General features: G+C 68.6%; 22 protein-coding genes. 9 read left to right on the top strand and 13 right to left on the bottom strand.

Annotated features, from left to right (window positions below; translation table 11 throughout):
* Nucleotides 1–30: 30 nt before the first annotated feature.
* The 3 genes from N7422_RS18255 to N7422_RS18245 all read right to left on the bottom strand — a co-directional run bounded on the left by N7422_RS18255 (nt 31) and on the right by N7422_RS18245 (nt 5,022).
* The gene (locus N7422_RS18255; protein ID WP_279807864.1) at nt 31–1,866 is read right to left on the bottom strand and encodes an ABC transporter ATP-binding protein; all 1,836 of its coding nucleotides are present in this window, start codon (nt 1,864–1,866) and stop codon (nt 31–33) included.
* Nucleotides 1,859–3,640 (bottom strand): ABC transporter ATP-binding protein, encoded by a 1,782-nt coding sequence (locus tag N7422_RS18250; protein WP_279807863.1) that lies wholly within the window; start codon nt 3,638–3,640, stop codon nt 1,859–1,861. The genes N7422_RS18255 and N7422_RS18250 overlap by 8 nt, the downstream gene beginning before the upstream one ends.
* A 149-nt stretch (nt 3,641–3,789) precedes the next feature.
* A complete protein-coding gene (locus N7422_RS18245) occupies nt 3,790–5,022 on the bottom strand; it encodes an acyl-CoA dehydrogenase family protein (RefSeq protein WP_279807862.1) in 1,233 nt (410 codons plus the stop codon).
* A 357-nt stretch (nt 5,023–5,379) separates the two neighbouring features.
* Here N7422_RS18245 and N7422_RS18240 point away from each other — a divergent pair, with 357 nt between their 5' ends.
* Genes N7422_RS18240 through N7422_RS18210 form a run of 7 tightly spaced genes read left to right on the top strand, consistent with a single transcriptional unit; the run spans nt 5,380 to nt 13,630 of the window.
* Nucleotides 5,380–6,426, top strand: a complete 1,047-nt coding sequence (locus N7422_RS18240; RefSeq protein WP_279807861.1) for an ABC transporter substrate-binding protein — start codon at nt 5,380–5,382, stop codon at nt 6,424–6,426.
* A gap of 15 nt (nt 6,427–6,441) precedes the next feature.
* Complete coding sequence (locus N7422_RS18235; protein WP_279807860.1) at nt 6,442–7,173, top strand: class II aldolase/adducin family protein; 732 nt, start codon at nt 6,442–6,444, stop codon at nt 7,171–7,173.
* Nucleotides 7,174–7,203: 30 nt separating this feature from the next.
* On the top strand, nt 7,204–8,391 hold the full coding sequence (locus tag N7422_RS18230; RefSeq protein WP_279807859.1) for an LLM class flavin-dependent oxidoreductase: 1,188 nt from the start codon (nt 7,204–7,206) through the stop codon (nt 8,389–8,391).
* A 9-nt stretch (nt 8,392–8,400) separates the two neighbouring features.
* Nucleotides 8,401–9,957 (top strand): ABC transporter substrate-binding protein, encoded by a 1,557-nt coding sequence (locus N7422_RS18225; RefSeq protein ID WP_279807858.1) that lies wholly within the window; start codon nt 8,401–8,403, stop codon nt 9,955–9,957.
* Entirely contained in the window at nt 9,950–11,029 is a 1,080-nt protein-coding gene (locus N7422_RS18220; protein WP_279807857.1) for an ABC transporter permease, read from the top strand. The genes N7422_RS18225 and N7422_RS18220 overlap by 8 nt, the downstream gene beginning before the upstream one ends.
* Nucleotides 11,022–11,849: an ABC transporter permease gene (locus N7422_RS18215; RefSeq protein WP_279807856.1), complete on the top strand. Its 828-nt coding sequence runs from the start codon at nt 11,022–11,024 to the stop codon at nt 11,847–11,849. Before N7422_RS18220 ends, N7422_RS18215 begins: the two co-directional genes overlap by 8 nt.
* Nucleotides 11,846–13,630, top strand: coding sequence for an ABC transporter ATP-binding protein (locus N7422_RS18210; RefSeq protein ID WP_279807855.1), 1,785 nt, complete (start codon nt 11,846–11,848; stop codon nt 13,628–13,630). Before N7422_RS18215 ends, N7422_RS18210 begins: the two co-directional genes overlap by 4 nt.
* Nucleotides 13,631–13,660: 30 nt before the next feature.
* Here N7422_RS18210 and N7422_RS18205 read toward each other — a convergent pair whose 3' ends face one another.
* The 7 genes from N7422_RS18205 to N7422_RS18175 all read right to left on the bottom strand — a co-directional run bounded on the left by N7422_RS18205 (nt 13,661) and on the right by N7422_RS18175 (nt 22,307).
* Complete coding sequence (locus tag N7422_RS18205; RefSeq protein WP_279807854.1) at nt 13,661–14,026, bottom strand: type II toxin-antitoxin system RelE/ParE family toxin; 366 nt, start codon at nt 14,024–14,026, stop codon at nt 13,661–13,663.
* On the bottom strand, nt 14,023–14,295 hold the full coding sequence (locus N7422_RS18200) for a type II toxin-antitoxin system ParD family antitoxin (RefSeq protein ID WP_279807853.1): 273 nt from the start codon (nt 14,293–14,295) through the stop codon (nt 14,023–14,025). Before N7422_RS18200 ends, N7422_RS18205 begins: the two co-directional genes overlap by 4 nt.
* 109 nt (nt 14,296–14,404) lie before the next feature.
* The gene (locus tag N7422_RS18195) at nt 14,405–16,963 is read right to left on the bottom strand and encodes a TonB-dependent receptor plug domain-containing protein (RefSeq protein ID WP_279807852.1); all 2,559 of its coding nucleotides are present in this window, start codon (nt 16,961–16,963) and stop codon (nt 14,405–14,407) included.
* A gap of 264 nt (nt 16,964–17,227) precedes the next feature.
* Nucleotides 17,228–18,781 carry an ABC transporter substrate-binding protein gene (locus tag N7422_RS18190; protein WP_279807851.1) on the bottom strand — a complete coding sequence of 518 codons (1,554 nt, stop codon included), beginning with the start codon at nt 18,779–18,781 and terminating at the stop codon, nt 17,228–17,230.
* 4 nt (nt 18,782–18,785) lie between these two features.
* Nucleotides 18,786–19,985, bottom strand: a complete 1,200-nt coding sequence (locus N7422_RS18185) for an LLM class flavin-dependent oxidoreductase (RefSeq protein WP_279807850.1) — start codon at nt 19,983–19,985, stop codon at nt 18,786–18,788.
* Nucleotides 19,986–20,000: 15 nt separating this feature from the next.
* Entirely contained in the window at nt 20,001–21,224 is a 1,224-nt protein-coding gene (locus N7422_RS18180) for a lipase family protein (protein ID WP_279807849.1), read from the bottom strand.
* A 15-nt stretch (nt 21,225–21,239) separates the two neighbouring features.
* On the bottom strand, nt 21,240–22,307 hold the full coding sequence (locus N7422_RS18175; RefSeq protein ID WP_279807848.1) for a PhnD/SsuA/transferrin family substrate-binding protein: 1,068 nt from the start codon (nt 22,305–22,307) through the stop codon (nt 21,240–21,242).
* Nucleotides 22,308–22,634: 327 nt separating this feature from the next.
* Between N7422_RS18175 and N7422_RS18170 the strand changes: the two genes are divergently transcribed.
* Nucleotides 22,635–23,693, top strand: coding sequence for a sigma-54 dependent transcriptional regulator (locus N7422_RS18170; protein WP_279807847.1), 1,059 nt, complete (start codon nt 22,635–22,637; stop codon nt 23,691–23,693).
* 272 nt (nt 23,694–23,965) lie between these two features.
* Here N7422_RS18170 and N7422_RS18165 read toward each other — a convergent pair whose 3' ends face one another.
* The gene (locus N7422_RS18165; RefSeq protein WP_279807846.1) at nt 23,966–24,430 is read right to left on the bottom strand and encodes a DUF1348 family protein; all 465 of its coding nucleotides are present in this window, start codon (nt 24,428–24,430) and stop codon (nt 23,966–23,968) included.
* 174 nt (nt 24,431–24,604) lie between these two features.
* On the opposite strand from N7422_RS18165, the gene N7422_RS18160 reads away from it, so the two are divergent.
* Nucleotides 24,605–24,796 carry a hypothetical protein gene (locus tag N7422_RS18160; protein ID WP_279807845.1) on the top strand — a complete coding sequence of 64 codons (192 nt, stop codon included), beginning with the start codon at nt 24,605–24,607 and terminating at the stop codon, nt 24,794–24,796.
* Nucleotide 24,797: 1 nt separating this feature from the next.
* Here the strand turns inward: N7422_RS18160 and N7422_RS18155 are convergent, their stop codons facing one another.
* The gene (locus tag N7422_RS18155) at nt 24,798–25,436 is read right to left on the bottom strand and encodes a DUF480 domain-containing protein (protein ID WP_279807844.1); all 639 of its coding nucleotides are present in this window, start codon (nt 25,434–25,436) and stop codon (nt 24,798–24,800) included.
* A gap of 170 nt (nt 25,437–25,606) precedes the next feature.
* Nucleotides 25,607–26,818 (bottom strand): serine/threonine transporter SstT, encoded by a 1,212-nt coding sequence (sstT, locus tag N7422_RS18150; RefSeq protein ID WP_279807843.1) that lies wholly within the window; start codon nt 26,816–26,818, stop codon nt 25,607–25,609.
* Between the last annotated feature and the right edge of the window lie 74 nt (nt 26,819–26,892).

The following is a 26,892-nucleotide window of genomic DNA, read 5'->3' as shown; positions in this document are numbered from 1 at the left end:
GCGCAGCCCTTTCGCGACACAAGGCCGCTCTTACACAGGTTGAGTGGTTCCGCCAACCTGCTCCCCGGCACTGCGCAGATACGCCTCATACAACCCGGCATACACCCCACCGGCCTCCACCAGCGCGGCATGCCGGCCCAGCTCGACCACCCGTCCATGGCGCACCACGGCGATCCGGTCGGCGTCGCGGATGGTCGCCAGGCGATGGGCGATGATGATCGCCGTGCGCCCCTCGCAGAGCCGGCGCAGTGCCTGCTGGATACGCCGCTCGGTGTGCACGTCGACCGCCGAGGTCGCTTCGTCCAGCACCAGCACCGCCGGGTCCGCCAGATAGGCGCGTACCAGACATACCAGTTGGCGCTGGCCGTGGCTGAGGTGGCTGCCCAGCGGCCCGACCTCGGTGTGATAGCCCAGCGGCAGGCGCTCCAGCACCTCGTCGGCGCCCAGTTCGCGAGCGGCGGCGATCAGTTGGGCGTCGTTGGCGTCGGGCCGGGCCAGGCGCAGGTTGTCGAGGAGGCTGCCACTGAAAAGCACGTTGTCCTGCAGCACCACACCGACATTGCGCCGCAGGTCACGCTGGGCCAGTTCGCGCAGGTCGATGCCGTCGAGCTTCACTGTGCCGTGCCGCACGTCGTAGAAGCGCGTGAGCAACTGCACCAGGGTGCTCTTGCCATGCCCCGAGGGGCCGACGATGGCCAGCACCTCGCCCGCCGGAACATGCAGGTCGAGCCCGTCGATCACCGGGCGTCCACCACTGGCGCCGTAGGCGAAGCCGACCTGCTCGAAGTCCACCTGGCCACGGGCCCGGCCCAGCGCCCGTGGCCGTTCGGGGTCGAGCACCTGGGCGCGGGTGTCGAGCAACAGGAAGATCCGCTGCGCCGACGCGCTGCCGGTGGCGTAGCGTTCGAACAGGTCCGACAGTTCCTGCAGCGGTCCGAGGAACAGGAACACGTAGAACAGGCTCTCGGCCACCTGGCCGACGCTCACCCGGCCCTCGGCCAGACCGAAGGCGCCCACCAGCAACAGCACGGCCATGCCCGCCGTGCCCAGCAACGCGGTGAACGGGGCGAACCAGCCGGCGCGCAGGCTGCCGCGGATCAGCGCCTGGTTGAAGTCCTCCAGCAGGCGGCGGTAGCGCTGCTGGTTGCTGGCTTCACGCGCGCATTGCTGGATCAGCCGCACGCCGCTGACGCTCTCGACCAGGTGCGCGGTGAAGCGGCTGCGCTGCTCGGCGACCTTGGCCCAGTTGCGTTGCGACACGCGCTTGAAGCGCCAGGTGGCGAGTGCCAGCAGCGGCACGGTGGCGGCCAGGCTGTAGAAGAAACTCGGCTCGATGCGCCACAGCATCACCCCGGCCAGGCCGCAGCGCAGCACCGCGCCGAGCAGCTCCGGTGGGCCTTGCACCACCAGCGGCTCCAAGGCATCCACGTCACGGTCGGCGCGGGCGATGATGCGTCCCGCGCGGGTCTGGTCGAAGTAGCTCACCGACAGCGCCTGGACGTGGGCGAACACTTGCACGCGCAAGGCGTTGAGCACGCGGATGGCGGCGGCCCCTGCGATGAACTGCGAGACGCCGGCCAGCAGGAAGCGTCCCAGCCAGCTGGCCGCCAGGCCCAGACCGAGCCATAACACCAGGCGCTCGTCCAGCAGCCAGTGACCGGCGTCCTGGATCAGCCCGTAGTCGAGCAGTTCGCGGACGAACCATGGCCGCAGGAACACGGTGAACACCAGCAGCAGTTCCAGGCCGATCACCGCCACGATCGCCCCGCAGATCGGCCGCAGCAGCGGCAGCAGGCGCTGCAGCATGCCGCGGTCGAGGGCCTGGCGGGCCAGGCGTTGTTCGATGTCGATATCGCTTTCAGCCATGCTCGATCCCCAGCAGGTCGCGGTAGAGGGCGTTGTGCGTGGCCAGTTCGGCGTGGCTGGCGCTGGCGCTGATGCGCCCGCCGTCGAGCAGCAGCACGCGGTCGGCCAGCAGCAGGGTGGATAGCCGGCTGGTGATCAGCAGCAAGGTCGGCGCCCGGCGTTGGTCGCCGCGCAGACGACGCAGGCTGTCGAGCACGCGACGTTCGCTCTGGGCGTCCAGGGCGCTGGTGGCGTCGTCCAGGCACAGGATATCGGGCGCGCCGAGCAGCGCGCGGGCCAGGCACAGGCGCTGGCGCTGGCCGCCGGACAGGGTCACGCCACGGTCCCCCAGCGGTGTGTCCAGGCCATGGGGCAGGCGCTCCAGCACATCCTCGGCGGCGGCCAGGCGCAGGGCCTCGCGCAGCTCGCCGTCGCTGGCGTGCGGTGCGGCCAGGCGCAGGTTGGCGGCCAGCGAGTCGGAGAACAGGAAGCTTTCCTGCGGCAGTACCTGCACCCGGCGACGCAAGGCCGCCAGGTCGAGGTCGCGTACATCGTGCCAGCCAGCCCTGTCGGAGCCGACCCGCACGCTGCCGCCGTCGGCCTCGGTCAGGCGCGGCAGCAGGCTGGCCAGCAGGCTCTTGCCGCTGCCGGTGGCACCGACCAGGGCCACCACTTCGCCGGGCCGCAGGTGCAGCGAGCAGCCGTGCAGCAGGTCGCGGTCGGCCCCTGGCGTGACCACGCGCACCTGGTCCAGCTTCAGGCCCAGCGGCCCCGCTGGCAGCGCGCTCGGGCCACTGACGACGGCGGGGCGCTCGTCGAGCAGCTGCCAGATGCGTTCGGCGCTGGCGCGGGCATCGGCGAAGGTCTGCATGACCCGGCCGATGCCTTCGATGCGAAACACCAGGGTGGTCGCCACCAGCAGCGAGGTCACCAGCTCGCCGATGCCCAGGCGACCGGCGGCCACCTGGTGGGCGCCATACACCAGGATCCACGCATGGCCGAGGGCGACCACCGCCTGCGGCAACGGAATGCGCGAGCTGGCGTAGGCCAGCGCCGCCCGGGCATGGCCGCTGAACAGTGTCACCTGCTCGGCGAAACGGGCGATGCGCCGATCTTCCAGGCCGAACGCCTTGATCACCCGCACGCCGCCGATGCCTTCGGCCAGCTCCTGGCTGACCTGGTCGTAGGCCCCGGCGACAGCCCGATCGAGGCTGACCAGGCGCCCGGTCTGGCGCACGAACAGCCACAAGCCGGCGCCGGTCAGCAGCAGGGGGACCAGGCCCAGCAGTGGGTCGTACCAGCCCAGCAGGCCGACCGCGGCCAGCACCACCAACGGTGTCTCGACGATCTGCCGCCAGAAGGTGATCAGCGCATCGCGCACCTTGTCGGCGTCGCGGGTGGTGCGGGTCACCAGCTCGCCCATGCCATGGTGCCAGTGGTAGCCCAGGTGCAGGGCCTGGACCTGTTCGAGAATGCGTTCGCGCAGGCGCGTCAGCAGGGCCTGGCTGAGCACCAGCGACAGCACGGCGGCGGCGTACTGCAACAGGCCGCGGCCCAGGGCGATGGCCAGCAGCGTCCACAGCCAGTGCCAGCCCAGGCTGGCGTCGAGGCTGCCGTCGGCCAGGCGGGTGACGGCGCGGCCGGCGCCGACATCGTCGACGGCATGGCCGATCAGCCATTGCTGCCAGGCCAGGCCCAGGTTGCCGGCGATGTACAGGGTGGTGACCAGGGTGAAGCGCCAGGGCATCTCGCGGTAGATGGCCAGGGCGCGCAGGAGCGGGTGTCTGGAGGTCATGCAGGGCTCGGATCTGGTGGTGGCGGGAGGTGTTCGAGGTCGCCGGGGGCGCTGCGCGCCCCTTCGCGACACAAGGCCGCTCCTACAGGACTCGCGCGCGGCCTTGCGCCGCGAAAGGGCTGCATGGCAGCCCCCAAGGGCGCAACCCCTCAGCGGCGTGTGGCGCCTTGCGCTTGCTTGGCATTGAGCACTGCCGTGTACTCCCCTGGATCCACCCCGTTGAGGTAGTAGTTGCCGACGTTGTGCAGCCGCCAGCGGATCGGGTCGTGGGTGGTGTGCACCCGGGCATCGCGCCAGAACCGGTCCAGGTTCCACTTGCTCAGCGAGGCGCTGGCCCCCAGCAACGAGAACAGGTCACTGGAGATTTTCAGCGCCGCCGCATCGGCATGCGCCCGGGCGGTGGCCACTGAAAGGATCAGCTCATCCTCCAGGGCCTTGTCCTCGGGCGTGCGCTCATGGGCGTCGAATACCCGCGCCGCCTCGCGCAGCACCGACTCGGCGCCGCGCAGGGCCACGGCGTACTCGCCGACCTGGCGGATGATGTGCGGCTCGTCGCTGGCCCGCTCGACGCCGCTCTCGACCCAGGCCCGGGCATGTTCGCGCAGGTAGGCCACCGCCGCCTGCAGGGCGCCGGCGGCGATGCCGCTGTCGATGGCGGCGTGGAGGATCTGCGGGAAGGTCAGCCCGGTGCGCTTCATCGGCCCACTGCGCAACGTGACGAAGCGCTCGTCGAGAACGATCTCGTCGAACTTCACCGTGCCGCTCACCGAGTGCTGCTGGCCGAAGGCGTGCCAGTCATCGACCAGGGTCAGGCCAGGGGTGTCACGGTGCAGCAGCACGCCGGCGCCGCCATCCTCGCTGGCGGCAGTCAGCGAGATCCAGTCGGCCAGGTAGGCGCCGGTCGAATAGAACTTGCTGCCGTTGAGCACCAGGCGGCCATCGGCGCGGCGTTCGACGCGGGTCTTGAGGGCGAACTTGTTCTTGCCGCCGACCTCGGCCAGGGCATTGCCCAGACGCTTGCCGGCCAGCACATCGGCCAGCACGCGGTCGCGGACCTCGTCGGGATAGCCGCCGAGCACGCCGCGCAGCATGACGTTGTGGATCTGCAGCAGCTGGCCGACGCCGCCGTCGGCGCTGGAGACCAGGCGCACGGTTTCGACGATGGTGGCGACCGAGGCGCCGAGACCGCCGAACTGCGTGGGCACGCCGATGGCGGTGAGGCCGCTGCTCGACAGCAGCTCGGCCTGGCGGCGGGGCAGCTGGCCGTTGTTGCGCGGGTCGGCGGCGAGGGCGGCGATTTCGCCGGCGACCTGGCGGGCGATGTCGATGGCTTCGGTTTCGCGGGTGATGCGCCGGGCTGGCGGGTGTTCGATGGTGGTCATGGGTTACCTCGATGGCGGTGTGCGGGGGACCGGCTGCCACAGGAGGTGATACAGAACCCTGTGGGAGCCGGCTTGCCGGCGATGGGGCGCGCGGCGGCCCCAGTCCTGCAAACACCAGAGCAACTTCTTTGCCACCCCCATGGAGCCCTTGCCGCATCAGGCTTTCAGCGCGCCCTTGCTGCTCCAGCAACACCCCTGGTCGCAGTTTCTGCTGATCAGGCAGCACCCGCGCCGCAATCCTGCACCCTGGCCAGCAATCCTGCCCCTGACCTAAAGCGAAAAGCCCTGTATTCCGGGCGTTCCAGCCGTTGGCACGGGCGCTGCAATGGTCCTTGCACGACGCCCAAGGAGCCCCCCATGACCCTCGCTCAAGCCGCCCCTCAACCTGCAACGCTGGACCGCCTCTGGTTCACCCGCTGCCCGGTGCCCACCGCCTCGGGCATCGCCTACAAGCTCGGCTGGCTGCAAGACGAATTCGCCGCCGACGGCCTGCCCATCGATACCCTGCAGGAGGCCCGCCAGCTCGGCCATCATCACTACGATCACCAGCTCCCCGGCCTGTTCCGTGAGGGTGGCAACCTGCCGGCCCTGGCCGCCCGCGCCGCCGGTGCGCCGACACGGCTGATCGGCCTGACCTGGATCGAGGAATGGCAGACCCTTCTGGTCCGTCCCGACAGCAATATCCGCCGCCCAGAAGACCTGCGCGGCAAGCGCCTGGCCTTGCCGGCCTGGGGCGACAACCGCCCCGGCAGCATCGCCCGGGCCATGAGCCTGCACGGCTACAAAGGTGCGCTGGCCTCGGCCGGCCTAGGCTTCGATGACGTGCACCTGGTGGAGGTGGCGCTGCTCGATCAGCTCGACGCCGGCACCCCGCAACTGGGCCTGCAACGGCTGTGGTCGGGCCTGGACCCACTGGTGCGCGGCGAGGTGGACGCGGTGTACGTCAAGGGCGCCGCCGCCGCCGACGCCGCCCGCCGCCTGGGCCTGGTGGTCGGTATCGACCTCGACGCCCTGGCAGACCCGCGCCATCGCATCAACAACGGCACGCCCCGGCCGATCACCGTGCACCAGCGCCTGCTCGACGAGCACTTCGACCTGGTGGCGCGCTTCCTCGCCCAGACCCTGCGCGCCGCCGACTGGGCCGCCGGCAACCGCGACGCGCTCAACGGCATCCTCGAGGACGAGACCCGCGCCGGCAGCCAGGGCGTGGCCGAAGCGTATCGCGGCGACTTCCACACCACCCTGGCACCGAACCTGTCGCCCCAGCGCCTGGCGTTCCTCGACACCCAGAAGACCTTCCTCAACCTGCACGGCTTCCTGGAACGCGACTTCGACCTCGCCGACTGGGTCGACCACCGCCCCCTGCAAGCCGCCCACGACCTGCTGGCCCAGCGCCGCGCCTGATACCGGAGACCGACCATGACCGTACTGATCAACGAACGCCCCCTCACCGCCGAGCTGCAAGCCTTCACCGACCAGGTGCTGGCCGAGGCCGAAGCGGCCTTCAGCGTGTTCCGCGAAACCCGCACCATCACCGCCAACGGCACCGTCGGCTTCATCGAGCGGGTGCCCGGCGAGGAACTGCTGGTGTCGGTGAACTACGGCGGCCCGTGGAACCACCGCAAGCCGCTGGAGGCGACGGTCAGCGACTTCGCCGGCAATGTCATCCTCGGCAAGGGCAAGGGGGGGCTGGGCCGCTACACCAAGCTGTTCCAGAGCCACGCCGACATCACCACCGTGTCCCACGTGCACAGCCCCTACCTCGGCGCCTGGGCCCAGACCCACCGCAGCCTGCCGTTCCACTACGTGCCGGTGCAGCGCTACCAGCTGGCCCGCGAGCTGCCGGTGTACATCGACCGCCGCCAGGCCGAGGTGGATTTCATCCTCGAGCAGATCGCCGCCAACCCGTTCAACCTGGCCATCCTCGAAGCCAACGGCGGCGCCACCGTGTGGGGCAAGCAGGGTCTGCGCGCCACCGCCGAATTCATCCTGCTGCTGGAGGAGGGCGCGCAGATCCAGCTGCTCGCCGACGCCCTCGGCGGCTCGCGTCCCTATGGCCCGGGTGTGCTCACCCAGCAGTGGAAGATGAGCGGCCTGTACGAGCGCGCCAGCGAACTGGGCCTGGTGCCCGGCATCGACCGTCGCAACTGATCCCGCACTTTTCGCGCAAGGAGCACGCCCATGGCGGTCAAGATCCTCTGGTACCTCACCACCCCCGACGGTCCCTATCCCTGGGAGCCCGAGGGCCGCTGGCGCACCGACTTCCAGCATCTCAAGCAACTGGCCGTAGCGGCCGACCGGCTGGGCTACTACGGCTCGCTGCTCGGCTCCAGCCCCAACGAGAGCCTGGCGGTGTCGGCGGCGCTGATCGATGCCACCGAGCGCCTGAAATTCCTCGTCGCGCAGCATCCCGGCGAGCTGTCGCCGGCGGTGCTGGCCAAGTGGGCGCTGACCTTCGACCAGTTCTCCAATGGCCGGCTGCTGTTCAACGTGGTCAACGGCAATGACGCGGGCCTGGCGACCCTCGGCGTGCATTACCCGCACGATGAACGCTACGATTTCAGCCTCGAGTACTGGCGGGCGTTCCAGGGTTTCTACGCCGGCGACACCGACGGCTACGCCGGGCGCTACGTCAAGCTCGCGCCACGGGCGCCGGCAGCGGCCAGTCACCCCTTGGGCGGCTGGCATCCACCGAAACAGAAGCCCGGCATCCCGTTGTGGGGCGCCGGGACCTCGGCTGCGGGGGTGGCCCATTCGGTGCAACTGCTCGACGTCTACCTGAGCTTTGCCGACACCCCGCGCAAGCTCGGCGACAAGTTCCGCCGGGTGGCCGCCGAGGCGGCGAAGATCGGCCGCGAGCTGAGCTACGGTACGCGCCTGCAGGTCATCGTCCGCGAAACCGAGGAAGAGGCCTGGGCCCACGCCGAGAAACTCCTGCAGCGCACCTCGCTGACTACCGCCCGCGCTTCCATCGAGCGCCAGCTGCCACCGGGCGAAACCCTGGAGACCTTCGTCAGCGACGACCCGCGCATCCAGCGCAACCTCGACAGCATCCGTGCCGGCCGCCTGCCCGCCGCCCGCGACCTGGAGATCCACCCCAACGTCTGGCTCGGCCCGAGCCTGTTCGGCTTCAACATCCTCGGCCCCGCCGCCGGCACCTACCTGGTCGGCAGTGCCGCGCAGGTCGCCGAACGCATCCGCGAGTACGAGGCGCAGGGCACCTCGGCGTTCATCCTCTCGGGCTTCCCGCTGATCGACGAGGCGCAGCGGGTCGCCGACCTGCTGTTCCCGTTGCTCGACCTGGACCACGGTTTCGAGGTGCCGCGCCTGGGCGTGGCGCCGAAAGCGACCGTGGCCGAACCGGCGTAAGGGGGCGCGATGAGCGAGCTGTTCACCCGCCGGGGCTTTCTCGGCACCAGCCTGGCCGTCGGCGGCGGCCTGCTGCTCGGCGGCTGCGACAGCGGTACGCCGGCCGCAGGGCCGATTGCACTTTCGAGCACGCCGGTCCGCGGCGGGCGCCTGCGCGTCGGCATCATCGACGGCGACCAGTCGGGCAACCTGGACGCCCACAAGCCGGTGGGCGGCGGCATCATCCGCGGCTGGGCGCTGTACGCCAAGCCCTGGGAATGGAACGCCGACGTCAGCACGCGCCTGGCCCTGGCCGAGTTCGCCGAGCCCAACGCCGACGCCAGTGCCTGGACCATCCGCCTCAAGCCGGGGTTGGAATTCCACCACGGCAAGACCGTGGGCGCCGACGACCTGCTGTTCTCGATCCGGCGCCTGACCGACCCGCAACTGGCCTCGCCGTTCGCCGGGCTGGTCGGCGCCATCGACCGCCAGGCCTTGCGCAAACTGGATGAGCGCACGGTGCAGATCCGCTTCAAGGAAGGGCAGAGCTTCTTCCCGCTGGACGAAACGCTGATCAGCTTCGGCGGCGTGGTGCCCACCGACTACCACCCGGTGAGCAACCCGGTGGGCGCCGGCCCTTACCGCCTGAAAAGCTTCATCCCCGGCCAGCGCTCGCTCTACAGCCGTTTCGAAAACTACTACAAGCCCAACCGGCCTTACGCCGACGAGCTGGAGATCATCGAGTTCAAGGACCAGGTGTCCCGCGTCGCGGCCTTGCGCGCCGGGCAGATCGACGTGGCCAGCGGTGTGCAGGCCGAGCACAGCGCCTTGCTCAAGGCCGATCCGCGCCTGCGCCTGTACGCCTCGCCGACCACCTCGTTCACCGGCTTCAACCTCAACCTGGCCAAGGCGCCGCTGCAGGATGTGCGGGTGCGTCAGGCCCTGCGCCTGCTGGTGGATCGCCAGGAGCTGGTGGCCCGTGGGCTCAATGGCTTCGGCCGGGTGGCCAACGACCTGTACTCGCCCCACGACCCCACCTACAACCACGCCATCGCCCAGCGCCCCCACGACCTGGAGCAGGCCCGCGCCTTGCTGCGCCAGGCCGGCCAGGCCGACCTGCGCCTGGAGCTGACCACGCCCGCGGGTTCAGGCGTCAACGCCGCGCTGGTGTTCGCCCGGCAGGCGCAGAAGGCCGGGGTGCAGGTCAAGGTCAGCCAGGTCGACGGCTCGGTGTTCAACGGCCCGCAGCGCGAGCAGTGGCAGCTGTCGCCGGGCGCCACCCCGGCCCGTGGCTTTCTCGCCTCCGGCCTGCACAACGACGCGCCCCAGGCCATCTACAACCGCAGCAACTTCCATGATCCGCGTTTCGCGGAGCTGTTCCGCGAGGCCCTGGCCCAGCCCGACCTGGTCCGCCGCCGGGCACTGGTGCACGAGGCCCAGGCCATCCAGCACGAACGCGGCGGCCTGCTGATCTGGGGCTTCAGCGACGTGCTCGATGCCGCGTCCGCCCGGGTCGGCGGCCTCACCCCCGAACAGACCACCTTCGCCTCCTGGCGCTTCGACGAGCTCTGGTTGAACCATGCCTGATCACCTGCACCGTCCACCCCGCACGCCGGCCTGGCTGGCCTGGTTCCTTGGCCGTCTGGGCCAGGGCCTGCTCACCGCCTGGGTCATCAGCCTGGTGGTGTTCATCGCCACCCAGGCGCTGCCCTCGGACCCGGCGCGGGTGATCCTCGGCCCCGACGCGCCACTGGACAGCATCCTCACCTTGCAGCGGCAACTGGGCCTCGACCGGCCGCTGCTCGAACAATACGCCCGCTGGTTCGGCGCCGCGTTGCGCGGCGACCTGGGCGTGTCGCTGGACTCCCAGGTAGCGGTGGCCACGCTGCTGCTCGGCCGCCTGGGCCACACCCTGGCGCTGCTGGCCGGGGTGCTGGCGCTGGTGCTGCCGCTGGCCGTGCTGCTCGGGGTGAGCCTGGCGCTGCGCCGCGACAGCCGCCTGGACCGCTGGGCCCTGTCGCTGCTGATCCTGCTCAAGGCGACGCCGGGCTTCCTGCTGGCCATCGGCCTGGTGCTGCTGTTCTCCATGCCCGGCATGGGCTGGCTGCCGGCGGTGTCGATCCTCGATCCGCAGCGACCGTTGTGGACGCAACTGAACTACCTGGTGCTGCCGGTGATCGCCTTGTCACTGTCGAGCCTGCCGTACCTCACGCGATTGGTGCGCGCCTCGATGATCGAGGCGCTGGAGTCGGACTACGTGATCGCCGCGCGCCTGCGCGGTATTGCCGAGCGGCGCATCGTCTGGCGCCACACCTTGCCCAACGCCCTGGTGCCGGCGATCCAGGGCGTGGCCCTGACCTTGCGCGTGCTGGTCGGCGGCGCGCTGCTGGCCGAGGTGATCTTCAGCTACCCCGGCATCGGCACCGCCCTCAACGCGGCGATCCAGATGCGCGACCTGCCGATGATCCAGGGCATCGTGCTGGTGATCACCCTGGCGGTGGTGCTGATCAACCTGCTGGCCGACCTGCTGACCGTGCTGCTCACCCCGAAACTGCGCACCGCCCACCGCGTGCGCCTGATCCGTCGCAACCGCCGCGGCCTGCTGCCCTGGTGGCGGCGGGCACGTGGCGTACCCGCCCGAGAGGCCTCCCATGACTGATGCCCGACTGTTCGCCGACCCCCAGGTGCGCCGCGGCGCCCTGATCACCGCGCTGGTGGCGCTGCTGGCCCTGTGCGGGCCGTGGTTGGCGCCGTTCGAACCCACGGCGATGGTCGGCCCGGTGTACGGCCCGCCTGTGGCGGGAGCGCCGCTGGGCCATGACTTTCTCGGCCACGACCTGGTGTCACGGCTGCTCAGCGGCGGCCTGTCGGTGCTGTGGATGTCGCTGGCGGCCTCGCTCATCGCCCTGCTGGCAGGCGCCAGCCTTGGCCTGCTCGCCGGCTTTTCGCGGCGCCGGCTGGACCAGGCGATCAGCTGGGTGGCGGACGTGTCGCTGGCGTTCCCCGACCTGATCCTGGTGCTGCTGATCGTTTCCATGCTCGGCCGCGCCCCGTGGCTGATCGTGCTCACCGTGGCCATCGCCTTCACTCCGGGGGTCATTCGTCTGGCTCGCGGCAGCGCGGTGGCAGTGGCCGGGCAGGAGTTCGTCGAGGCAGCGCAGATGATGGGCTACCCGCGCTGGCGCATCCTGTTCGGCGAGATCCTGCCGAACATCCTCACGCCGCTCTTGGTGCACTTCGGCAACATGCTGACCTGGGCCGTGGGCATGCTCTCGGGGCTGGGTTTCCTTGGCTATGGCGTGGCGCCGCCCGCCGCCGATTGGGGCTTGATGATCAACGAGAATCAGGCGGGTCTGCTGGTTCAGCCCTGGGCGGTGCTGGCACCGGCGCTGCTGATTGGTGTGTTCGCCTATGGCACCAACATCCTGGCCGAAGGCATCGGTCGGGTCAGCGCACGGATCGGGGAGAAGCAGCCATGAACGCCGCCGTCGAGATCGAAACCGTGCTGCGGGTCGACGGCCTGCGGGTGGAGCTGGCGGGGCAGGTGGACGTGCTCTCGGGCGTGTCCTTCAGCCTGGCGGCGGGGGAGATCGTCGGCCTGGTGGGCGAGTCCGGCTCGGGCAAGACCACCTTGGCCACCGCCTTGCTGCGCCATGCCCGGCGTGGCGCAAGGCTCGTCGGCGGCCGTGTCGAGGTGGCAGGGCATTCGCTGCTCGAACTCGAAGGCGAGGCCCTGCGCCAGGCCCGCGGCGGCCTGGTCGGCTATGTCGCCCAGGACCCGGCGACCGCGCTCAACCCGGCGTTGCGCATCGGCCAACTGTTGCGTGAAAGCTTGCAGGCCCACCAGCCAGGGACGTCGGTCGAGGACCAGCACCGACGCATCGCCGAGACCTTGCTCGACGTCGGGCTGCCCGATGACGCAGCCTTCCTGCGACGCTTCCCGCACCAACTGTCCGGTGGTCAACAGCAACGGGTGATGCTGGCGCTGGCGTTCGTGCTGCGGCCCAGGCTGATCGTGCTGGACGAGCCGACCACGGCGCTGGACGTGACCACCCAGGCCCATGTGCTGGCGACCCTCAAGCGCCTGTGTCGCAGCCTGGGCGTGGCGGCGCTCTATGTGACCCACGACTTGGCAGTGGTCCGCGACCTGGTCGACCGGGTGCTGGTGATGTACGCCGGGCGGCTGGTGGAGGTGGCCGGGCGCGAGGCGCTGTTCACCCACCCGGCGCACCCGTACACCCGCGCCTTGCTCGCCGCCATCCCCGATGTCGCCCGGCGCCAGCCGCTGCAGGCGATCGCCGGCCACGCGCCGGCCCCCGGGCAGCGCCCGCACGGTTGTGCCTTTGCCCCGCGTTGCCCGCGACGGCGAGCGGAGTGCGTGGTGATCGAGCCGGGATTGTTGCGGCTCGAAGGCGGCCAGCAGGTGGCCTGCCTGTTGCCCCATCAGGCGCCGTTGGAGATGCCGGGCGAACTGGCCGAGGTTGCCATGGCCGAGTCTTGTGCGTCGGCGCTGCTGGAAGTGCAGGCGCTCGATGTAGCCTACGACCGCCAGGTGCTGTTCGACGTGTCGCTGCGCGTCGGTGCGGGTGAGTGCCTGGCGCTGGTGGGCGAGTCCGGCTCGGGCAAGACCAGCCTGGCCCGGGCCATCGCCGGCCTGGGCGAGAACGTCCACGGGCAGCTGCGCTATGCCGGCCAGGCGCTGGCCGTGGCGGCCCGGCAGCGCGATGGCGAGGTCCGTCGGCAGATCCAGTACGTGTTCCAGAACCCCTACCGGGCGCTGAACCCTCGGCACACCGTGTTGCAGACCCTGGCCACGCCGCTGGCGCACTTCTTTGGCGTGCGCGGTGCCGAGGCGCGGCGGCGGGTCGAGGCGGCGCTGGCGCGGGTGGCGCTACCGGCCAGCGTTGCCGAGCTGTATCCACACAGCCTGTCCGGCGGCGAACGCCAGCGTGTGGCGATTGCCCGGGCGCTGGTGTGCGAGCCACGCTTGCTGGTGTGCGACGAGATCACCTCGGCGCTGGATGTGTCGGTGCAGGCTTCGATCCTCGAACTGCTGCGCCAGCTGCGCGCCGAAGGCCTGGCCGTGCTGTTCGTCACCCATGACCTGGGCGTGGTGCGGGCGATTGCCGATCGGGTGCTGGTGTTGCGCCAGGGGCGGGTGGTGGAGCAGGGGACGGTGGAGGGGGTGCTGGATCGGCCACGGGAGGCCTATACCCAAGCGCTGCTGGCGCACTCGCCGAGTGTGTATCGGAGTGGGTGATTGTCCCGCTCGCCTGTGAGCGTCGTCCGTTCAGCCGGATAAAGCTTGCGGGAGGTGCTCCGACAACTCCATCGCGTCGTGAAGGATACGTACGACCTCGACGACCTGATCCATCTGTTGTCGATAAAGGATCAGGTGCCTGGGACGTGCGACCCGTCCTGCCGTGGACAGGCTGTGGCACTGCATCAGGTGAAGGCTGCGCAGGCCAGCCGCGAGCTCCGTACGTTTGCAACTGCCCGCTTGCTCCGGTGCTTCACTGATCGAACGCAATGCCACCTGGAGCAGGCCTTGGTAGCGTCGTCGTGCAGCGTCGCCGAACTGCAGTTGGGTAAAACGAAGGATTTTGCTGATGTCATTACGAGCCGCGTGAGACAGGCGGATCGTTGGTGTGGTCATTCTTTATCAGCCTGCCCCAGGCTCCCCAGGTACTCATCCAGATTGTCCAGGTCGACCTCATCGAACTGGCCGGCGTTCAGTTGCATGATGCCGATGCTGGCAGCGGTACGCAGGGTCTCGAGGCGCGCCTGCTCCTGAGCTTCGTGATCGATGAGCATGCGCAGGCCCGCACGCACTACCTCGCTGAAGTTCTGGTAGCGACCCGTTTGCACAAGTTCTTCGATGGTCTGCTCCATGGGGCCTGGGACAATCACATTGTGAGTGGCCATGCTGTGCTCCAGGTAATGAAGGGATATGGCGATTTATGCCATATCCCAGCTGCAAACGCCAAAGGTGTCCGCTGGACAACCGACCTGTGGCACCCTGCAGGCCTGCTTGTCAGAACTGGTAGTCGACCTGCGCCAGCAGCGTACGCCCCGGCATCGGCTGCAGGAAAGTATTGGTCGACCCCGCCAGCCCGCTGACGAAGTTCAGCTCGTCGGTCAGGTTCAGCACCCGCACCGTCGCCCCCCACTGCGGCTGGCGGTAGTACACCGCCAGGTCCAGGTTGTACTCATCGGGCACCTTCACCGTCTTGCTCAGGTTCAGGTACCAACTGCTGGTCCACCACCCCGACAGCTCCACGCCAAAGCCTGAGTCGAAGCGGTAGTCCACATAGCCGCCGGCGTTGTACTCGGGGATCTGCACCGCGTCGAAGCGGCCCGAAGGGCGCTGGTTGAGGCTGTTGTTGTCGCCGAACACGGTGCCGTTGTCGGGGATGAACCCGGCCGAGGCGAACCCCGCCTGGCTGGTGAACTCGTTGTAGGCGCTGATCCGGCTGAGGTTCAGGCCCCCGCGCAGGTGCTGGTCCTGGTAGCGCAGGGTGGCCTCCACGCCTTTGACGATCAGCCGGGCGATGTTGTTGTTGCTGTCCGGCGCCTGGTCGCGGGCCTGGCGGTAGCCGGCCAGGGTCAGGAACAGCTGATCGGGCATGGCCTCGACCTTCAGCCCCACCTCATGCAGCACGCTCAGGCTCTGGAACGCCAGCGGGTTGAGCTGGTTGGCTCCGGCGCCGGCGCCCCAGCCCAGGCCGTTGGTGAAGAAGCCGGTGTTCACCGCCAGGGAGCGGTCGAAGGTGTAGTACAGGGTGCTGTTGTCGCTGGGCTTGACGTAGGGGCTGACCTGCACCGCGAACAGCCGGTAGTTGTCCGCGTCCTTGCGCGGGTTGCCGCCGGCCAGGGTGAAGGGGTTGTCGATGCGCGCGTCGATCCAGCTGCGGCTGGCGCCGATGTTCAACCCGGCGCGTTCGCCCAAGCGCAGGTTGTGTTGGCTGAACAGGGTCTTGGTGGTCCAGATACTTTCGGCGGTGTAGGGCGCGACGGACTCGGCGTACAGGCCATGCCCGGCCGGGTACATGGCCGGCAGGTTGAGCCAGCCGTAGACGCTTGAGAACTGCGCCGCGCCGGGTTGGCCGATCCAGGCGCCATTGCCGCCGGCCGGGTTGCGGCCGGCTAGGCCGAGCAGGTCGCCGGGGTTCTTCAGCGACGGGTCCAGGGTCAGGTCGTAGGCGTTGATGGTCGAGCCGAAGTTGTTGTTGGCGGCGATCGAGCGGTTGTGCTCGCGGCGGTAGATCAGGCCGCTGTTGCTGTCGTCGACCACCGTCAGGCCGCCCAGCTGCCATTGGCCACGGGCGCGGAACTCGAAGCGGTTGTCGAAGATGTCGTCCTTGCCCCGCACCTGGAACGCTCCTACCGCATCGGTGGTGTCTGTGGAGTGCTGGTAGAAGGTGCTGTTGGCCAGGGTGATGGTGGGTGTCAGCTCGCCCTCGACGCGCAGTTGGGTGGTGAAGCGCCGCGAGCGGTTCTCGTCTTCGGCGCGCTGGCCGGTCTGCGACGACAGCGAGGTCAGGCCGTTGCCGGCCAGCGACGGGTCGTAGACCCAGCCGCGCAAGCTGCCGGGGTTGGCCTGGGTGTTGGGGTTGGCGCCCTGGAAGCTGCCGTCGACCACCGCGTACTGCCCTTGCGCATTGCGCTGGCGCCGCACCCAGCCGAGCACCTGGGCATCGCTGGCGCCTGAGGCCAGCACCGGCGACCACAGCGTGTTGCCGTTCTGGATGATCGGCGTGGCGCGCCCGGCGTGGTACTTGCCGTGGTCCACCAGTTCCTGGCTGGCGCGGTTCCAGCCATGGGTGATGTTGTAGTCGAAGTAGTCGTCGTAGGCGGCGTTCCAGTCCACCCGCAGGCTGTCGTTGCGCCAGGCGAGGGCGCCGTAGAAGGCGTCGAAGTTGTTCTCGACGTTGTCGTAGAAGTCCTCCTGGCGCTGGCGGGTGATGCTCACCCGGTAGGCCAGGTTGTCGCTGAGCGGGCCGGTGTTGTCGATGCTGAACTTGCTGGCATCGCGGGATTCGCCGTCGGGTATCCAGCTGCCGATCTCGCCCGACAGCTGGGTGCGGAAACGGCTGAAGTCGGGCTTCTTGCTCAGGTAGTTGATGTAGCCGCCGCTGCCGCTGACCGATCCGTAGGTCACCGACGACGGACCGGCGACGATGTCGGCGCCCTCGACGGCATTGAAGTTGGCCGGATGGCGCACGCCGTAGGCACGCTGGCCGTCCTGGAACACCTCAGAGGCCTGGCCGCGGATCTGCGGGGCGATGCCGGCGTTCTGGCCGCCGCCACGGGTGATGCCGGGGGCGTACTTGACCAGGTCGTCGGCGCTGCGGATCGGGTCGCGGGCCAATTGCTCGGCGTAGATCTGGGTGACCGAGCGCGGGGTGTCGAGCACCTTGGCTTCCAGGCCGCCGTAGATCGACGACGGCAGGCGGGTGGGCAGGGCGTCGTCATCGGTCTGGCCGGCCTGGACGGTGACGGTCTGCAGCAGCGTGTCCTCGGCGTGCAGCGCGGTGCTGGCCAGGGCGAGCAGGGTCAGGGGAAAAGCGGGGTGCAGGGTAATGCGCGGCATCGGGGCGTGGCCTCGTTCTGATCATGTGACATGGAAAAGGAGAGGGCGCGGCCGCGCCTGCGGTTGAGGAGTTGACGCGGCCCCTGTAGGCGATCACCCAGCCGTTTGGGCTGCGTTGTCGCGCGGGGAACTGTCCCCGGTGGGAGCGGCCTTGCGTCGCGAAAGGGCTGCGCAGCAGCCCCCAGCAATTTCGATGGTGGCTGGAATCTGGGGCCGCTGCGCGCCCCTTTCGCGACGCAAGGCCGCTCCTACAGGGGGCAGTGCTCAGCCTTTGAGCCAGAGACTCTCGAACCGCCAGGTACTGAACAGCGAGCGTTCGGGCTGCGCGCCACCGACGCGGGTGCTGACGCCATCGAGCAGGTCGGCATAGCCCCAGATCAGCATCCCGCCCCGTTCGTACTGCACCCGCTGCGCCCGGTGCACCAGCGTCTTGCGCCGCTCGAGGTCCGGCTGGGCCATGGCCGCGAGAAACGCCTCGCTGAACTCGGCATCCTGGAAGTGGGTCTTGTTGGCCACCGCGAACGGCGCGTCGGTGTGGATCGCGCTGGCCAGGAACGGCGCGCCGATGCTGCCGCCGGTGCTCAAGGTCCAGTCGTCGCGTTGCGGGCCCTGGAAGGTCGCCAGGTCCACCTGCCTGACCTTGAGCGTCACCCCGACCCGGCGCGCCTGCTCGGCCAGCACCAGTGCCGAGGCCAGCCCCGGGCCCGCTGTGGTCACCAGCTCCACGTTGAGGTTTTCCTGGCCGGCCTCCTTGAGCAGTTGCACGGCGCGTTGCGGGTCGTAGGGGCGGGGGCCGAGGCTGTGGTCGAAGGTCGGGTCGAACGGCGCGTAGAGATCGTTCGCCACCCGGCCCTGGCCATTGAGCGCGCGGCGCACCAGCTCCTCGCGGTCGGCCAGCAGACGGAATGCCTCGCGTACGCGTGAGTCGTCGAACGGTGGCCGGGCGGTGTTCATGTCGAACGACAGCCAGTTGCCACTGACCGAAGTCAGCAGGCGCAGGCGCCGGTCGGCCTGCAGCACTTGCAGATGCTCGGTGGCCAGCACGTTGGCCAGGTCGATCTGCCCGGCGCGCAGGGCGGCCAGACGCCCTGTCTGGTCCTTGAAGTCGATGATCTCCAGCTCGTCGGCATAGGGCTTGCCGGGCTTGAAGTAGTTGTCGAAGCGGGTGAACAGCGAGCGCTGGCCCGGGGTGAAGCTTTTCAGTTTGTAGGGGCCGGCACCCACCGGATTGGTCACCGGGTGATAGTCCACTGGCACGATGCCGCCGAAATTCACCCAGGTTTCCGGCAACGGCAGATAGCTGCGACCCTCGCGGAACCCCAGGCGCACGGTGCGCGCGTCGAGCTTGACCAGGTTGTCGCGATCGACCCAGTGCAGCAGCGCCGCGTAGGGCGAGGCCAGCTGCGGGTCGGTGAGGCGGCGGATGGAGAAGATCAGGTCGTCGGCGTCGATGGTCTTGCCGTGGTGGAATTCCAGCCCGGGCTTGAGGCGCAGGGTCCAGCTGCTGGCATCGGCGTTGGGCTCGGCGAACTCGGCCAGGGCCAGGCGCGGTTGCATCTGCTCGTCCCATTCCCACAGCTTGCTGTACAGCGCGAAGCCGCGCACGATGCCGCCGCCGATGGGCTTGTGGGCATCGAGGTTGCCGGCCTGGTTGCCGTCGATGATGCCCAGGCGCAGGCGCCCGCCATGGCGCGGCTGATCGAGGGCCGCGCTGGCCGGGGCGTCGCCTGGGCCGCAACCGGCCAGCAGGCCGCCGGCGAGAATGCCGGCGCTGCCGAGCAGGCGCCGGCGGCTGATGGGGTAACCGTCCGTGGCCATGGCGTCAGGCTCCGTTGGCGGCGTGCAACTGCACGGGCGGGTCGGCTGGGCGGGCGAGTGGGGCGCGTTGGTCACGGAAATGCGGCAGGATGTGCTCGCCGATGCGGTACGCCTCCTCCAGGTGCGGGTAGCCGGCGAGGAAGAACAGGTCGATGCCGATGGCGTGGTATTCGCGGATCCGCGCCACCACGTTCGCGTGGCTGCCGACCAGGGCGCAGCCCGGCGGGATGCCGATGTAGCCGAAGCCGGTCCACACGTTGGGGTGGATGAAGAAGTCGTCGAAGGCCCGCGCTTCGCCCTGGTCGGTGTATTCGTGCTCGTAGCTCAGCTTGCGCGCGGTGCGCAGCCCGGCATGGGCGGCGCGGGCCTTGACCGTGCCCTTGGCCACGCCCTCGTCGAAGAAGCGTTTGGCCTCGGCCAGCGCGGCCTCCTCGGTGTCGCGGGTGATGACATCGATGGACAAGCCGAAACGGATATCGCTGCGCCCATGCTTCAAGGCGCGCGTGCGGATGTCGGCGATCAGCGCGGCGATCTCGTCGGGGTGTTCGGCGCGCATGAGGTAGAAGTCGGCGTGCTTGGCGGCGAACTCCCGTGCCGCCTCCGACGAGCCCGCCGTGCAGATCAGCGGCAGCTCGGCCTTTTTCAACGGTCCGCGCAGGCCGCCGCCTTCGGCACGGTAGTAGCGACCCTGGTAGTGGAAGTTGTCGTTGTGCCAGTAGCCGCGTACCACGTCCATGAACTCGGTGGCGCGGGCATAGCGCTCATCGTGCCCTTCGAAGTCGCCGACCTGGCGCTGGATCGCGTCCGAGCCGCCGTTGATGATGTTCCACACCAGTCGGTTGCCGGTGGCGCGCTGGTAGGTGGCGGCCTGCTGCACCGCCACCCAGGGCGTGTAGTGGTAGGGCTGGAAGGCGGTGACGAATGTCAGCGTGCGGGTCTCGCGGGCCAGCAATGAGCACACCGTCCACGGCTCCTCGCCGGTCGGCGCGTTGACCATCAGCGCGCCGCCGAAGCCGTTGATCTCGGCGGCGCGGGCCACCTGGCCGAGGTAGTCGATGTAGCTGAAGTGATCACCCACGGCGAAGCCCGAGACGGCCCCGGTGCTCGGGCCGGCGGCATGCCAGTCGCCGCGGTTGCGCGGGTCGCCAGGGAGGAACTGGGTCTCGCCATGCAGCGGCAGGCGAGTGAAGAATTCGAGGCTCATGGTCGCGCTCCTGGCTTACTGGACACTGGGGTTGCAGATCGGGGTGACGGCCTGGCCGCTGATGACCTGGCGGGCGAACGGGATCGAGTCCTTCAACGAGGCGTTGACCGTCTCGCTGTGGCCCAGGCCTTTGTACAGGTGGCCCTGGACCACCGAGCCGGCCTTGCAGGCGTCCTGCATCAGGGCCACCTGCGTGCTGGCGGCGGGGGTCTTGTCCTCGGCGCCGGTGCCGATGAAGATCGGTTGCGCCAGCTTCAGGGTCGGGTACGACACCTGGGCCTGCCAGGCCTTGAGCTGCTCGCCCTGGTAGTCCTTCTTGGCATTGGCCGGGGTCAGCCCGGTGCCGACCACATCGCTGACCAGGGATGACAGGCAACTGCTGCGCGCCTGTTCGAACAGCGGCAGGGCCTTGTCGGTGTAGAAGTCGCGCGGGTCGATGCTCGGGTCGTACTGCTGCGCCGCCAGCAGGGTGTAGAAGCCGTAGGCCAGCGCTGGGTCGACCTTGTTCACATCCTGTTCGCCGACGTTCTTTGCGCCGATGGTGTAGATCACCCCGGTGCCGATGCTGCCCTTCACGCCGAGGTCCGGCGCGTAGGTGGCTGCATAGGCGCCCGCGGCGAAGGCGCCGGCGCCGCCTTGCGACTGGCCGACGATCAGCACCTTGTTGGCCAGCCCAGGTACCCCCGCGACCACCGCCCGCGCGGCGTCGAGGATGCCGTAGGCGGCCATGCGGTTGTTCAGCAGCGGGTGACCACCGGGCACGCCCAGCCCCTGGTAGTCGGTGGCGACGATGGCATAGCCCTCGTCGAGCCAGCGGTTGAGGTACTGCACGTCACGGTACGAGCGGCCAGCCCAGGACGGCGCGCAGATATCGGCGATGCCCACCGTGCCGTGGCCCCAGCTCGCCACCGGCCAGCCCCCTGTGGGCGCCTTGCCCTTGGGGATGAACAGCGCGCCGGAGACCACGATCGGCGTCTTGCCGTCGATGCCGTCCAACGAGGTGTAGAGAATGCGTTGCGCGCTGGCGGCGTTGGGCAGGCTCAGGGCGCTGTCCAGCGGCTCGCTGCGCAGCAGCTTGCCGGGGGTGGCCGGGATGGCCGTGCTCCAGGTGTAGAAGGTCGAGACTCGGCCGTCGCCTTGTTGCGGGTCGGGCTTGGGCGCGAAGGTGTCGGCGGCCACGGCGCCGATGGACAAGGCCAGGGCCGACAGACCCAGGGCGAGTGAGGCAGGCAGTTTCATGGGCGGCTCTCTTGATCAGTGTTGGCTGAGCTGGGCGTCGAGGGACGGCCAGTAGTGGGTGAGTTGCAGGTCGCTCAGCGCCTGGCGGGTGAAGCCGGTGGCCAGGTCCGGGCCGATGTCGTAGGGCGTGCGGACAAGGCGGTTGTCCAGGGCGTAGCGGGCCAGTGCCTGGTAATGCGCCTTGAGCTGGGCATCGCTCTTCGGCGCCCAGCGTTCCTTCCAGGCCACCGGATCGTCCTGGTCATCGCGACGCAGCACGCTTTCGGCGACGCCAGCGCGGGATGACAGCGTGTAGTAGTCGTCGCGGTTCTGCTCCTGGGAGATCCACCAGGCGGCCTTGACCCAGGCGGTGGCCACCAGCTGGGTGAGGTCGGCGTGCTGCGCGACGAAGCGGTCGGTGGCCCACAGGTCCGAGACCAGGCGCCAGTCGTCGGCGCCTTGCTTGGTCGACCAGAGGATGCGCGCCACGCCCTTGTCTTCCAGGGCATAGGCTTCGTTGAGCAGCACCGCCGCGTCCACCTTGCCCGCCGACACCGCCGCCGCGCCGACCTGCGGGTTGAGGTTGGCGATCTTGAAGTCGCTCAGCTTCAGCCCCTGGCTGTCGAGGAAGTTGCTGAAAGCCAACTCCCATGGCCGGCCACGGTGCAGCGCCAGGCGTTTGCCCTTGAGGTCCTGGATGCCGCGTGCCGGCGAGTCGGCCGGTACCACCAGGTACACGTTGTTGCCGCTGCCGCCGGGTACCACCAGCTTGCCCGGCACATTGCCTGCGCCGGCGATCACCGACGGCAGGTCGCCGCGTACGGCGAAATCCAGGCTGTCGTTGCTGAAGCCTTCGTTGATCTGCGGGCCGGCGCCGGCGTGGGGCAGGGCGATCCAGTCCAGGGTGATACCGCGTTGGCTCAGTTGCTCGGCGAGCCAGCCTTCTTCGATCACCCGCCCCGGGATCCCGCCGAACACCGGCACGCCCCCCTGGGTGAAGGCGACGATGGCGATCCGAACGGATCTGGGCGGCTCGCTGGCCAAGGTGGTGAGGCTCAGCAGCAGGCCGAGCAGGGCCAGGCCCTGGCGCAAGAGAATCTTCATGATGTTCTGCTCCTGACAATGTGCGGGCCGCGTGCTTGAGCGGCCCAGGCGTTCGCCAGGCAGGAGCGAAATGCATGCCAGGGCGCCTCTGGCATGGCTGCAGGCCTTGTCTGGCAAGGGATCCAGACGAACTGGCAGGCACCCCTACGAAGTCTCGGTTGCTGGTCGGCATGCAGGCCACTGCTGACCGGTTGCTGCTCCAGCAGCAATGGAACGGTTGGTTTTCCATATATTCGTTATTCGAATATATAAATATTTATTAATAATTTTTCGGTCTAAATTGTTTCATGCACTATGGCCATGCGCACCCATTGCCAGGAATGCACCATGTCGCTGATCACCCATCCCCATGCCCGCGAGCTGACCAAATCCGTGCGCGCCACCGTGCTCGTGTTCAAGGATCCGCGCTCCCAGGAGCTGCTCAGCCGTATCGAGCGCCTGGCCCCCAGCGAAGCCAACACCCTGATCATCGGTGAGACCGGCACCGGCAAGGAGTTGGTGGCCCGCCACATCCACAACCTCAGCCGTCGCCACCGAGAACCCTTCGTCGCGGTGAACTGCGGTGCCTTTGCCGAAACCCTGGTGGAAAGCGAGCTGTTCGGCCATGAGAAGGGCGCCTTCACCGGCGCCACTTCGAACAAGGCCGGCTGGTTCGAGGCGGCCAATGGCGGGACGCTGTTCCTCGACGAGATCGGCGACCTGCCACTGAACATGCAGGTGAAGTTGTTGCGGGTGCTGCAGGAGCGCGAAGTGGTGCGGCTCGGGTCGCGCACGCCGGTGCCGATCAATGTGCGGCTGGTGGCCGCGACCAACGTCAACCTGGCCGACGCCGTGGTGGCCGGGCATTTTCGCGAAGACCTGTTCTATCGCCTGCACGTGGCGACCATTCGCCTGCCGCCGTTACGCGAGCGGCCGGGGGATATCCTGCCGCTGGCCGAGTTCTTCATCGAAGAGCACTGCCGACGCCTGGGCTACGAGCGCGCGCGCCTGAGTGTCGATGCCGAGCGCAAGCTGCTGGCGCACAGCTGGCCGGGCAACATTCGTGAGCTGGAGAACGCCATTCACCATGCGTTGCTGGTGTGCCGCCAGCAGCAGGTGGCGCCGGGTGACCTGCACCTGGTGGACATGCGCCCGCAGGCGCTCGGGCATGCGCAGATGGCTGCGTTGACGGCGCCGGCGGCGGTACCGGTGAGCCTGGAAAGTGCCTTGCTGGCGCTGTTCGAGCAGAACATTCCGGACCTGTACGAGCACATCGAGGAGACCGTGTTCCGGGCGGCGTATCGCTATTGCCATGGCAACCAGCTGCAGACCGGACGGTTGTTGAACATCAGCCGCAATATCGTGCGGGCGCGGTTGGAGAAGATCGGGGAACTCGGGGGGCGCTGAGTGTGGTGGCGAATGACAGCTATACGCGTTTCTCTGTAGGAGCGGCCTTGTGTCGCGAAAGGGGCGCGTAGCGGCCCCGGCGATATCAGCTTGAGGCACAAATCCTGGGGGCGCTTCGCACCCCTTTCGCGACACAAGGCCGCTCCTACAGGAGTCGTGAATGGCTTTGGACCGCCACCCAGTCTGGCACAACACTTTGTTCTATCCGTGTAGTCCGTTTCCAAAACCTGAAACGGGGCCGTCGAGCGGCCCCGCAGTTCCTGCGTCGGTCTTCAGAAGCCGAAGTCGCTCAGCCCCGGGTGATCGTCCGGGCGGCGACCCAATGGCCAGCGGAACTTGCGCTCGGCTTCGCCGATGGGCTGTTCGTTGATGCTGGCGTGGCGGTTGCGCATCAGGCCGTCCTCGGCGAATTCCCAGTTCTCGTTGCCGTAGGCACGGTACCACTGGCCGCTGTCATCGCGGTACTCGTAGGCGTAGCGCACGGCGATGCGATTGTCGGTGAAGGCCCACAGTTCCTTGATCAGGCGGTACTCGAGCTCGCGGTTCCACTTGCGGGTGAGGAAGACCTGGGCTTCTTCGCGGTTGCGGCAGAACTCGGTCCGGTTGCGCCAGCGGGTATCGAGGGTGTAGGCGAGCGCCACCTTGGCGGCATCGCGGCTGTTCCAGCCATCTTCGGCAAGGCGGACCTTTTCGATGGCGGTTTCACGGGTGAACGGTGGCAGTGGCGGGCGGGACATCGTGGTCGATCCTCCGGGTCAGGGGCTTGGTGCTCACGATCGAGACTAGTCTGGCAGGGCGGCGGCGGGAATCCGTGCCCCGGGCACTTCATAATTGTCCTCGGTGGAACAATCGCAGCGGGGTATCTGGACGGCCTGTCTATAGTTACCCCAGACACCCGCAGGAGCCCATCCATGACCCTGATCAGCCGCGAGCCCTGGTGGCTCGTCCCGCCCAAGCCCGGGCAGACCGAGCGGGACCTGCACTGGGGCTACCTGGAAATCTACGCCGACGGCCGCACGGTGTTCGTCGATCAGCGCCCCAGCGAGCGGGAACTGGCCGAGCGCAAGAGCTGCCGTCACTTCCCCGAGGCCGAAAAGCCCTGAGTCAACCTTCGAACTGGGCCAGGCGTGCCTCCAGCGCGGCCACCCGTGCTTCCAGCGCTTCGATGCGCTCGTCCGCCACACTGGCGCGCGAGCCGCCTTCCTGCTGGCGAGCGGCCAGGATCGCCTCGATCTCCGCCGGGTCGCCCAGGGCATGGGTGTAGCGGTCCTCGCGCTGGCCGGCCTGGCGTGGCAGGTGCAGGGCCAGGCCACGAGAAATCAGGCGCTCCAGCTGGTGCTGGACCTGATCGACATCCTCGAACTCGTGCAGGCGGTTGCTGCGGGTCAGCAGCTCGCTGAGGGTCTGTGGGCCACGCAGGAACATCAGCCCCATCAGCACCAGCTGCGCCGGCACCAGTTCCAGGGCCTTGTCCACCCGTTGCTCCCAGCGGTCGGCGCGGCTGCCCATCTGCAGGCGGGTCATTTCCTGGTTCTCCAGGGCGCGCAGGGCCTGGCCGACCTGGCCGGGGGAGAGGTTCATGACGGGTTCGCGGCTGGTCTTCTGGTTGCAGGCCAGGACCAGGGCATTGAGGGTCAGGGGGTAGGTTTCCGGGCTGGTGGCCTGCTTCTCGATCAGCGAGCCGAGCACGCGGATCTCGATGCTGTTGAAGCGGCCTTCGCCGATGGTTTCGTATTCTGACATGGCCCTGTCTCATTGCGAGGAAAAGGCCACTAGCCTAGGTAAAGCGTCTGGCTTAAGCAATCGCTGGTCAGAACGGGGCCGCTGCCGGCAAGCCGAGCTCCCTCGACGCGCACCAATCCTGGTGGGAGCCGGCTTGCCGGGGAAAGGGCCGCAGGGCGGCCCCGGCGACCTCAGGCCGAGCGCTGCTCCATGGCCTGGCAGGCCGCGGCGGTGAACAGCACATCGGTGGAGGAGTTCAGCGCGGTTTCCGCCGAATCCTGCAGCACACCGATGATGAAGCCGACCGCGACCACCTGCATGGCGATTTCGCTGGGAATGCCGAACAGGCTGCAGGCCAGCGGGATCAGCAGCAGCGAGCCACCGGCCACGCCCGAGGCGCCACAGGCGCAGACCGCCGCCACCACGCTGAGCAGCACCGCGGTCGGCAGGTCGACCGGAATGCCCAGGGTGTGGACGGCGGCCAGGGTCAGCACGGTGATGGTGATCGCCGCGCCGGCCATGTTGATGGTTGCGCCCAGCGGGATCGACACCGAGTAGGTGTCCTCGTGCAGGCCGAGCTTTTCCGACAGCGCCAGGTTGACCGGAATGTTGGCCGCCGAGCTGCGGGTGAAGAACGCGGTGATGCCGCTTTCGCGCAGGCACAGCAGGGTCAGCGGATAGGGGTTGCGGCGGATCTTCCAGAACACGATCAGCGGGTTCATCACCAGCGCCACGAACAGCATGCAGCCGATCAGCACCGCGAGCAGGTGCAGGTAGCCGAGCAACGCGTCCAGGCCCGATTGCGCCAGGGTTGCGCTGACCAGGCCGAAGATGCCCAGCGGGGCGAAGCGGATCACCACGCGCACGATCAGGGTCACGCCGTTGGACAGGTCCTCGACCACCGTGCGAGTGGTCTCGCCGGCATGGCGCAAGGCCACGCCCAGGCCGATGGCCCAGGTCAGCACACCGATGAAATTGGCATTGAGCAGGGCGTTGATGGGGTTGTCGACGGCGCTGAGCAGCAGGTTCTGCATCACCTCGGCGATACCGCCGGGGGCGCTTAGCGTGGCTTCGCCGGTGGTCAGCGCCAGGTTCGACGGGAACAGCATGCTTGCGGCCACGGCGACCACCGCGGCGGCGAAGGTGCCGAGCAGGTACAGCCAGAGGATCGGGCGGATGTGGGTTTCCTGGCCATGCCGGTGGTTGGCGATCGAGGCCATCACCAGGATGAACACCAGCACGGGTGCCACGGCCTTCAGGGCGCTGACGAAGACCTTGCCGAGGAACCCCAGGTCGCGGGCCACGGCAGGGGCGAGCAGGGCGAGGGCGATGCCGGCCACCAGGCCGATGCAGATCTGCGTCACCAGGCCGGTGCGGTTGATGAGGCGGAGGATGGGGGTCATGTGCAGCGCAATCCAGTTACGGGAAAGCGCGCGACTTTACCACAGACCCATGGGGCATATCGTGGGAGACGGCC

Source organism: Pseudomonas sp. GD04091, assembly GCF_029836165.1.
In the GTDB taxonomy this organism is placed as follows: Bacteria; Pseudomonadota; Gammaproteobacteria; order Pseudomonadales; family Pseudomonadaceae; genus Aquipseudomonas.
This window is presented reverse-complemented; position numbering and strand designations above follow the sequence as displayed.